Origin of the sequence: Pandoraea terrae, assembly GCF_902459695.1 — a bacterium.
Lineage (GTDB): Bacteria > Pseudomonadota > Gammaproteobacteria > Burkholderiales > Burkholderiaceae > Pandoraea > Pandoraea terrae.
On record NZ_CABPRZ010000061.1, the window covers coordinates 1 to 1,374 of the forward strand.

The 1,374-nt window shown below is 64.0% G+C and carries 2 protein-coding genes; both read right to left on the bottom strand.

Annotated elements, in window-relative coordinates; translation table 11 throughout:
* On the bottom strand, window positions 1-671 hold a 671-nt coding region (locus tag PTE30175_RS27940; protein WP_150700326.1), incomplete at its 3' end, for an amino acid ABC transporter ATP-binding protein.
* A partial coding sequence (locus PTE30175_RS27945) for an amino acid ABC transporter permease (RefSeq protein WP_150700327.1) occupies window positions 658-1,374 on the bottom strand: 717 nt, incomplete at its 5' end. The genes PTE30175_RS27940 and PTE30175_RS27945, both read right to left, overlap by 14 nt.

Genomic DNA, 1,374 nt, shown 5'->3' on the forward strand with positions numbered 1-1,374 from the left:
AAGATCTGCTCCGGCGGCCCTTCCTCCATGATCACGCCCTGGTCGATGAACAGCACCCGGTCGGCCACTTCCCGCGCGAACCCCATCTCGTGCGTGACCACCACCATCGTCATGCCCTCCTCGGCCAGCGACTTCATCACCGCCAGCACCTCGCCCACCAGCTCCGGGTCCAGCGCCGAGGTCGGCTCGTCGAACAGCATCACCTTGGGCGACATCGCCAGCGCCCGCGCGATCGCCACCCGCTGCTGCTGCCCGCCCGAGAGCTGGTTCGGATACGCATCGATCTTGTCGATCAGCCCCACCTTGCGCAGCAACTGCTCGGCCACCACGATCGCATCCGCGCGTGACAGTTTCCTGACCTGCATCGGCGCGAGCACCAGATTCTCCAGCACCGACATGTGCGGAAACAGGTTAAAGCGCTGGAACACCATCCCCACGCTCTCGCGCATCTCGTTCAGGTTCGTCTTCAGGTCCTGCACCGCATACCCGTTGACCTCCACCTGCCCGCCCGAGATCTCCTCCAGCGCGTTCAGACATCGCAGGAACGTGCTCTTGCCCGAGCCCGACGGCCCGATCACGCACACCACTTCCCGCTCCTCGATGCGGCAATCGATGCCGCGCAGCACGTGCGTCTGCCCGTACTGCTTTTGCAAGCCCTTAACGACGATCACCTTGGCCGTACCTCGTTTCCAGATGTTGTACAAACGCCGACAGTATCAGCGTGATCGCCCAGTAAATGAGCGAAATCGTCAGATACGGCTCCCAGTAGCGCGCATACGCCCCAGACACCGTACGCGCGGCATACGCCAGCTCCGCCAATCCAATGGCCGAGGCCAGCGACGAGTCCTTCACGATCGCGATCGCATTGTTGCCCAGCGGCGGCAGCATGCGCCGGAACGCCTGCGGCAGCACGATCTTGCGCAGCGTCTGCAGGTACGTCATGCCCAGCGAGCGCGCCGCCTCCGTCTGCCCCCGGTCGATCGACTGGATCCCCGCGCGGAAAATCTCCGACACGTACGCCCCCGCGTTCAGCGAAATCGCCAGCACCGCCGACATGAACGCCCCGTACTGCGAGCGGATCTCGCGCGCCAGGTCGCCGCTGATCACCAGGCCGCCCGACGGATTGATCAGCACCGGCATCAGTGCGAAGTGGATCAGCAGGATCTGCACGAACAGCGGCGTGCCCCGGAAGAAACTCACATAAAAGCGCACCGGCAACTGCACCGCGTAGCGCAGGAAATACTTGTAGAACCCGTGCCGGGCCTCGGCCAGGCGGCCGACCCCCAACATGAGCCCGAGCAATGTGCCGGCGATCACGCAGATCACCGTGCACTTGAGCGTCATCAGCGTGCCTTCCACGAACAAAGGCATGTA